This is a genomic window from Bradyrhizobium sp., assembly GCF_049798375.1.
In the GTDB taxonomy this organism is placed as follows: Bacteria; Pseudomonadota; Alphaproteobacteria; order Rhizobiales; family Xanthobacteraceae; genus Bradyrhizobium.
Genome location: NZ_JBARGP010000788.1, coordinates 1 through 7,349 on the forward strand (window position 1 = coordinate 1; position 7,349 = coordinate 7,349).

7 protein-coding genes are annotated in these 7,349 nt (G+C 65.9%); all 7 read right to left on the reverse strand.

Going from position 1 to position 7,349, the window contains the following annotated elements:
- Positions 1–27: 27 nt before the first annotated feature.
- Complete coding sequence (gene chvE, locus WA702_RS30070; protein WP_425114165.1) at positions 28–1,098, reverse strand: multiple monosaccharide ABC transporter substrate-binding protein; 1,071 nt, start codon at positions 1,096–1,098, stop codon at positions 28–30.
- Positions 1,099–1,212: 114 nt separating this feature from the next.
- The gene (locus tag WA702_RS30075) at positions 1,213–2,094 is read right to left on the reverse strand and encodes an SMP-30/gluconolactonase/LRE family protein (protein ID WP_425114171.1); all 882 of its coding nucleotides are present in this window, start codon (positions 2,092–2,094) and stop codon (positions 1,213–1,215) included.
- A complete protein-coding gene (locus WA702_RS30080) occupies positions 2,094–3,191 on the reverse strand; it encodes an aldose epimerase family protein (RefSeq protein ID WP_425114166.1) in 1,098 nt (365 codons plus the stop codon). The genes WA702_RS30075 and WA702_RS30080 overlap by 1 nt, the downstream gene beginning before the upstream one ends.
- A 3-nt stretch (positions 3,192–3,194) precedes the next feature.
- Positions 3,195–4,121 carry a Gfo/Idh/MocA family protein gene (locus WA702_RS30085; protein WP_425114167.1) on the reverse strand — a complete coding sequence of 309 codons (927 nt, stop codon included), beginning with the start codon at positions 4,119–4,121 and terminating at the stop codon, positions 3,195–3,197.
- A 1-nt stretch (position 4,122) separates the two neighbouring features.
- Positions 4,123–5,052 (reverse strand): dihydrodipicolinate synthase family protein, encoded by a 930-nt coding sequence (locus WA702_RS30090; RefSeq protein ID WP_425114168.1) that lies wholly within the window; start codon positions 5,050–5,052, stop codon positions 4,123–4,125.
- 10 nt (positions 5,053–5,062) lie between these two features.
- A complete protein-coding gene (locus tag WA702_RS30095) occupies positions 5,063–6,796 on the reverse strand; it encodes an IlvD/Edd family dehydratase (RefSeq protein WP_425114169.1) in 1,734 nt (577 codons plus the stop codon).
- Positions 6,793–7,349 (reverse strand): FadR/GntR family transcriptional regulator (locus WA702_RS30100; protein ID WP_425114170.1); only part of this gene is annotated, 557 nt, incomplete at its 5' end. The genes WA702_RS30100 and WA702_RS30095, both read right to left, overlap by 4 nt.

Below are 7,349 nucleotides of genomic sequence, written 5' to 3' on the forward strand. Positions count from 1 at the left end.
TAGCCTCGCCTGCCGGGAGGATCGAGTTTATTCGAACTGCGACTTCTTGTAATAGCCGGAGTCGATCAGGGTCTTTTCCCAGTTGCTCTTATCCACCACCACGGGCTTGAGCAGGTAGGCCGGAACCACCTTGACGCCGTTGTTGTAGGTCTTGGTGTCGTTGACCTTGACCTCCTTCTTGGTGAGCACGGCATCGACCATGTCCGCGGTCACCTTGGCGAGATCGCGGGTGTCCTTGAAGATGCTCGAATACTGGTCGCCGCGCAGGATCGCCTTGATCGACGGGACCTCGCAGTCCTGTCCGCTGATCACCGGCATCGGCTGGTTGCCGCTGCCATAGCCGACGCCCTTCAGCGACGAGATGATGCCGATGGAGAGGCCGTCATAGGGCGACAGCACGGCGTCGACGCGCTTGTTGCCGTAATAGGCGCTGAGCAGGTTGTCCATGCGGGCCTGGGCGGTGGCACCGTCCCAGCGCAGGGTCGCGACCTTGTCCATGCCCTTCTGGCCCGACTGCACAACGAGCTTGCCGGAATCCAGATAGGGCTGCAGCACCGACATCGCGCCATTGTAGAAGAAGTAGGCATTGTTGTCGTCCGGCGAGCCGCCGAACAGTTCGATGTTGAACGGTCCCTTGCCGTCCTTCAAACCGAGCTTGTCCACGATCGACTGGGCCTGCAGCACGCCGACCTGGAAGTTGTCGAAGGTCGCATAATAATCGACATTCGGCGTATCGCGGATCAGGCGGTCATAGGCGATCACGGTGATGCCGGCCGCCTTGGCCTGCTTCAGCACGTCCGACAGCGTGGTGCCGTCGATCGCCGCGATCACCAGCACCTTGGCTCCCTTCGTCACCATATTCTCGACCTGCGAGAGCTGGTTCGGAATGTCGTCCTCGGCGTATTGCAGGTCGGTGTTGTAGCCGCGCTCTTTCAGCACCTTGACCATGTTGTTGCCGTCGTCGATCCAGCGCGCCGACGATTTGGTCGGCATCGCGATGCCGATCGTCGGCTTGGCCTGGGCGAAGGCGCCGGTGCTCAGCGCCATCATGCCGAGGCCGGCCAGGGCCGCCGCGGCAATCGTCTTCAATCCTGACATAGTTTACTCCCCTCTGTTTCTTCAATTGGAGATTGAACAACGGAACGTATGATCACCAAATCACGGTTCCGACAACATCGTTGGCGATACAAGCCTTACTCTGGTCCCTCCTTCTTAACTTGCGAGCCTGACGTCGGGCTCGGCACGGCCATGCGCACCGACCTCGAGCAGGAAAGTCTGACCGTGTCCGGGATCGGCTGATCGCGCCGCCTCATCCATATCCTGCCAAGCCGAAGTCACCAGCAGGCGCGACAGGTCCGCGCCGACAAAGGCCGGACAGCTCGCCTGCCGGGCCGGCACGGCGATGCTGCGCAGAAGCGCGCCTTGCGGGCTGTAGACGTCGACGCAGCCGCCGCCCCAGCAGGCGTTCCAGATCAACCCGTCGGCATCGACCACCGCGCCGTCGATGTCGCCGGTGCCGCGCTGCCGCAACAGCAACTCGGGCGCGCCGGACGGCAGTCCCGTCGCCGGGTCGAGGCCAACGCGATAGAGCACATTCTCGGCGGAATCGGCGAAGTAGCCAATGCGACCATCGGGCGAGAAACAGATCGCATTGGGAATGCTGACGTTGGGAAACAGAAGCACGATCTCGCCACGATGCAGCGCATAGATCGCACCCGCCCCGCGCTCGGCGTGGCGGCCCATGGTGCCGATCCAGAACGTGCCGGAGGGATGCACGCGCGCATCGTTGGAGCGGGTGACCGGATTGTCGGCCTCCAGCGCCCGATACAGCGACAGCGCGCCATCGGCGATGGTGCGGATGTAGAGACCGTCCTCGGCGACGATCAGCTGGCGTTCGGCATCGATGCGGCCGAGCGCGCTCGCCATCCGGCCCAGCGCATGAACGCGGAGCTGCCCGCTGCCGAGTTGCGCCTCGAACAGCTTGCCTTCGCGGATATCGAACCACCAAGCGGTGCCGGTCGCGACGTCATAGGTCGGTCCCTCGCCGAGATGGCAATGCGCGTCGCAGAGAACGGAGGTCGGCACCTGCTCCATCATACGACGGCGCCCGAGGTCGCGGCGGCGCCCGTGGTCGAGAAGCGGTAGACGCTGTGATGACGATAGACCTGGTCAGGCGTCAGCCGCGCACTCGGGAAATCCGGCCGGTTCGGCGTGTCGGGCCAGACCTGCGGCTCCAGGCAGAGCGCATCCGACTGGCGATAGAGCTGCCCTTTGCCGCCACTGCCGCCATTGAGGTAATTGCCCGAATAGAATTGCACGCCCGGCTGGTCGGTCAGCAGTTCCAGCACCCGCCCCGCGCGCGGCGCGACGACCCGCGCGGCCAGCCGCACGCCCTGCCCGTCCCGCAGGCAGTAATTGTGATCGTAGCCAGAGGCATCGCGGAGCTGCGGGTCGTCGTTGCGGATGCGGGCGCCGATCGCGGTCGGCTTGCGGAAATCAAACGGCGTGCCGTCCACGGTGCGCGGCGGCCCGGGCAGCGGGATGGCGGTGTCGTCGATGGCGAGAAACGCGTCGGCCGCGATCATCAGCTCATGGCTGAGAATGTTGGAGAGCTGCGTCAGGCCTTCGAGATTGAAGAAGCTGTGATTGGTGAGATTGACGACGGTCGGACGGTCGGTGCGCGCTTCGAACGCGAGCGACAGCTCGGTCGGGCCGGTGAGCCGGTAGGTCAGGCGCACGTCGAGCCGGCCGGGGTAGTTCTCCTCGCCCGCGGGACTGACATAGTGCAAGGTCACCGCGGGCTGCTCGCCCTCATCGATCGCGAGGATCTGCCAGAGCTTGCGGTCGAAGCCATCGGGGCCGCCGTGCAAGGCGTTCGGGCCGTTATTGACGTTGAGCTGGATGGTCTCACCATCGAGCACGAAGCGACCATGCGCAATGCGGTTGGCATAACGGCCGACGGTGGCGCCAAAGAACTGCCGCCTGTCGACATAGCCAGCCAGATTGTCATGGCCGAGCACCACGTCGTCGCAGCAGCCGGCACGGTCCGGCACGATCAGCGCCTGCAACGCAGCGCCGAAGGTGATGATGCGCGCCTCGAAGCCGTTGCTTCCATGCAGCACGACGCGATCGACGGCGCGGCCGTCGGGCAGCGTGCCGAAGACATCCCGGGTGATGCGCGCGTTCGCCATGCGTCAGTCCTCGAAGGGTTCGACGATGCGGCGGCTGCCGAGCAGGAACGCGTCCGCGACCAGCCGCAACGGCGACAGGTCGACATCGCTGGTGCTGGTTGCAGCAAGCTCCACGAAGTGGCGATAAAGCCCGAGATATTCCTCGTCCGGCGCCTCGACCAGCGTCTTGCCGGCGATGGCCAGGCGGGCGCCGCCGCGCGACAGCACGAGCTGCCCGCCGTCGGTGTCGACGATGATGTCCCAGCTCTGCGGGCCGGTCTGGCGGAAATCGAACGCAGCCGCGATCGGCAGGCCGCTGGTGTCAGTCATTGTGATATCGGCCGCGATCGGCGCAGCGCAATTCGACGGGAATGACAGCTCCGCTGCGGTGACGAACAGCTGCGTGGGCAAAATACGGGTCAGGATCGACAGCGCGTTAATGCCGGGATCGAACACGCCGAGCCCGCCAGGCTCCCAGATCCAGCGCTGGCCGGGATGCCAGACCCTCACGTCTTCCTTCCAGTTGATCTGGACCTTGTCGATGCGGCGCTCGGCGAGCCAGGCGCGCGCGGGCGCGACCGCGGGCGCGTAACGCGAATGCCAGGTCGCAAACAAGGTGCGGCGCTGCTCGGTCGCGAGCGCGATCAGCGGATCGAGCTCGGTCACCGCCGCACCGGGCGGTTTCTCCAGCATCACATGCTTGCCCGCTTTCAGCGCAGCGACGGCCTGCTGGCAGCGCACCTGCGGCGGCGTGCACAGTGCGACTGCGTCGATCTCCGGGCCGTCGCGCAGCAGCTCCTCGATGGTCGCGAAATGCGGCAGGCCCGATAGCGAGGCGTTGCGGCTCGCGACCGCGGCCAGCGTGATGCCCGGCGTAGCCGCGATCGCCGGCACGTGCTGGTCGCGCGCGATCTTGCCGAAACCAACGATGGCGACACGAAGCCCGCTCATCTCAGCGTCCCCAGCGCAGCACGACCGGATCGAGCCGGCGTGCGATCTCGATCAGCCCGGCACGCGTCGCCGGGTGCATCGCCGGCTGCGGCGCCCGCAGCGTGTCGTGCTTGATGACGCCGCCCTCCTTCATCAGCACCTTGCAGGCGGCAAGGCCGGCCTGCCGGTTCTCGTAGTTGATCAGCGGCAGCCAGCGCTGATAGGCATCGATCGCCTGCTCACGCTTACCCGCGAAATAAGGATCCATGATCTGGCGGATGCCGTCGGGGTAGCCGCCGCCGGTCATCGCGCCGGTGGCGCCGGCGTCGAGATCGGCCATCAAGGTGATCGCCTCCTCGCCGTCCCACGGACCTTCGATCGCCGCCCCTCCGGCATCAATCAGCGCCCGCAGCTTCTCGGCCGCGCGCGGCACCTCGACCTTGAAGTAAGCCAGGTTCTCGATCTCCTTGGCCATGCGGGCAAGAAAGGCGACCGACAGCGGCGTGCCCGCCACCGGCGCATCCTGCACCATGATCGGAATCGAGATCGCATCCGAGACGCCGCGATAGAAGTCGTAGATCGCGCCCTCAGGCACGCGGAACGTCGCGCCGTGGTAGGGCGGCATCACCATCACCATCGCCGCGCCCTTGTCCTGCGCGCGGCGCGAGCGCTCGGCACAGATGAAGGTCGAGAAATGCGTGGTCGTGACGACCACGGGGATGCGACCGGCGACATGCTCCAGCACCGTGGTCATGACGAGATCGCGCTCATCGTCGGTCAGCACGAACTGCTCGGAGAAATTGGCGAGGATGCAGACGCCGTGCGAGCCGGCATCGATCATGAAATCGATCGCGCGCTTCTGGCCCTCGAGGTCGAGGCGGCCGTCGGCATCGAACACGGTTGGCGCCACCGGAAAGACGCCCTTGTAGTGTTTCTTGGCGGTTGTGGTCATCGGCACCTCGTTAGTGATTGTCGCGCGGCACGGGCGAGCCGCTGCGGCCGACCAGGAAATCGAAATCGACGCCGCGATCGGCCTGCAGCACGTGATCGACATAGAGCTTCTGGTAGCCACGGGCCGCATGCGGCTGCGGCGGCGTCCATGCGGCGCGGCGCGCGGCCAGCTCCTCGTCGCTGACATGCAGATGCAGCGAGCGGGCATCGACATCGAGCGTGATCATGTCGCCGTTCTTCACCAGCGCCAACGGGCCGCCGACGGTCGCTTCAGGCGCGACATGCAGCACCACGGTGCCGTAGGCGGTGCCCGACATCCGTGCATCCGAGATGCGGATCATGTCGCGCACGCCCTGACGCAGCAATTTTGCCGGCAGCGGCATGTTGCCGACCTCGGCCATGCCGGGATAGCCCTTGGGGCCGCAATGTTTCAGCACCATGATGCAGGAGGCATCGATGTCGAGGCTCTCGTCGTCGACTGCCTCGTGCATCTCCTCGACGCTCTCGAACACCACGGCGCGGCCGGTGTGCTTCATCAGTTCCGGCGAGGCGGCTGACGGCTTGATGACGGCGCCGTTGGGCGCGAGGTTGCCGTTCAGGATCGCGATCCCCGCCTCCGTCTTGAACGGCGTCTCGAACGGGGTGATGACCTCCGCATTCCAATTCGGCGCCGCGGCGACATTCTCCCACAGCGACTTGCCATTCACGGTGCGCGCCTCCTTGTGCAGGAGACCACGCTCGCCGAGCACGCGCAGCACTGCCGGCAAGCCTCCGGCGTAATAGAAGTCCTCCATCAGGAAGCGTCCCGACGGCATCAGATCGACCAGGCAATGCACGTCGCGGCACAGCCGGTCGAAATCGGCGAGATTCAGCTCGACACCGACGCGGCCGGCGATCGCTAGGAGATGCACCACCGCATTGGTCGAGCCGCCGATCGCGGCCAAGGTGCGGATCGCGTTCTCGAACGCGTCGCGCGTCAGAATGTCGGAGGGCTTGAGGTCTTCGCCGACCATCTCGACGATGCGTCGGCCGGACATGCGCGCCAGCAGATTGCGCCGCGCGTCGGCGGCCGGGATCGCGGCATTCTCCGGCAGGCCGAGCCCGAGCGCTTCCACCATCGAGGCCATGGTGGAGGCCGTGCCCATGGTCATGCAGCTGCCGGCCGAGCGGTTCATTCCGGCTTCGGCCTCGTGGAATTCCTTGAGCGTGATCTCGCCGGCGCGCAATTGCTCGCTCATCGAGATGATGTTGGTGCCGGAGCCGATGATCTGGCCGCGATAGACGCCGCGCAGCTGTGGACCGCCGGAGACGCCGATGGCGGGCAGATCGGCCGAGGCCGCGCCCATCAGCAGCGCCGGCGTGGTCTTGTCGCAGCCCATCAGCAGCACGACGCCGTCGAGCGGATGGGCGCGGATCGCCTCCTCGACATCCATCGAGGCGAGATTGCGGAACAGCATTGCGGTCGGGCGCATGGTGACTTCACCAAGCGAAGAGACCGGAAACTCCAGCGGATAGCCGCCGGCATCGAGCACGCCCTGACGAACGTGCTCGGCGATGATGCGGAAATGCGCGTTGCAGGGCGTCAGTTCGGACCAGGTGTTGCAGATGCCGATGACCGGCCGGCCATCGAAGCGATCCTGGGGCGTGCCGCTGTTCTTCAGGAACGAGCGATAATAGAAGCCCATCTTGTCCTGGCGGCCGAACCACGCCTGGCTACGCAGCGGTTTCTTGGAATCGTCGCTCATTCGTGGTCCGTGCGTGCGACGGCCTGCGCGTGGCGCCGGCGGCCGTTGTGAATGACTTCGATCATTGCAGCCGAGGCCGCTTCCGTGTCGTGCGCCGCGATCGCATCGATGATGCGCCGGTGCCATGACAGCACCGTCTCGCGATCCTCGGTCTCGACCGGGGCGCTCAGCACGAAGGACGCGCGCAGCGCGGCTTCGATCACCGCGCCGATCGAGCGCATGAAGGGATTGCCCGAGGCATTGGCGAGCGCGACATGCAGGCTGAGATCGGCTTCCGCAAAGGCGATCGAGGTCGACGGCTCCAGCGTCATCCGTTCCATCGCCCGACGCATGGCGGCGAGATCGTCTTCGGTACGCCGCTCGGCGGCGAGCGCGGCCGCGCGCGGCTCGACCGCGAGACGGATCTCGGCCAGATCGGAAAGAAAGCGCTTGTCGATGCCGGCATCGAGATGCCAGGCCAGCACGTCGGCGTCGAACATGTTCCAGTCGGCGCGGGCGAGCACGACAGTGCCGACCCGTGCCTTGGTCGACAGCAGGCCTTTGGCCACCAGCG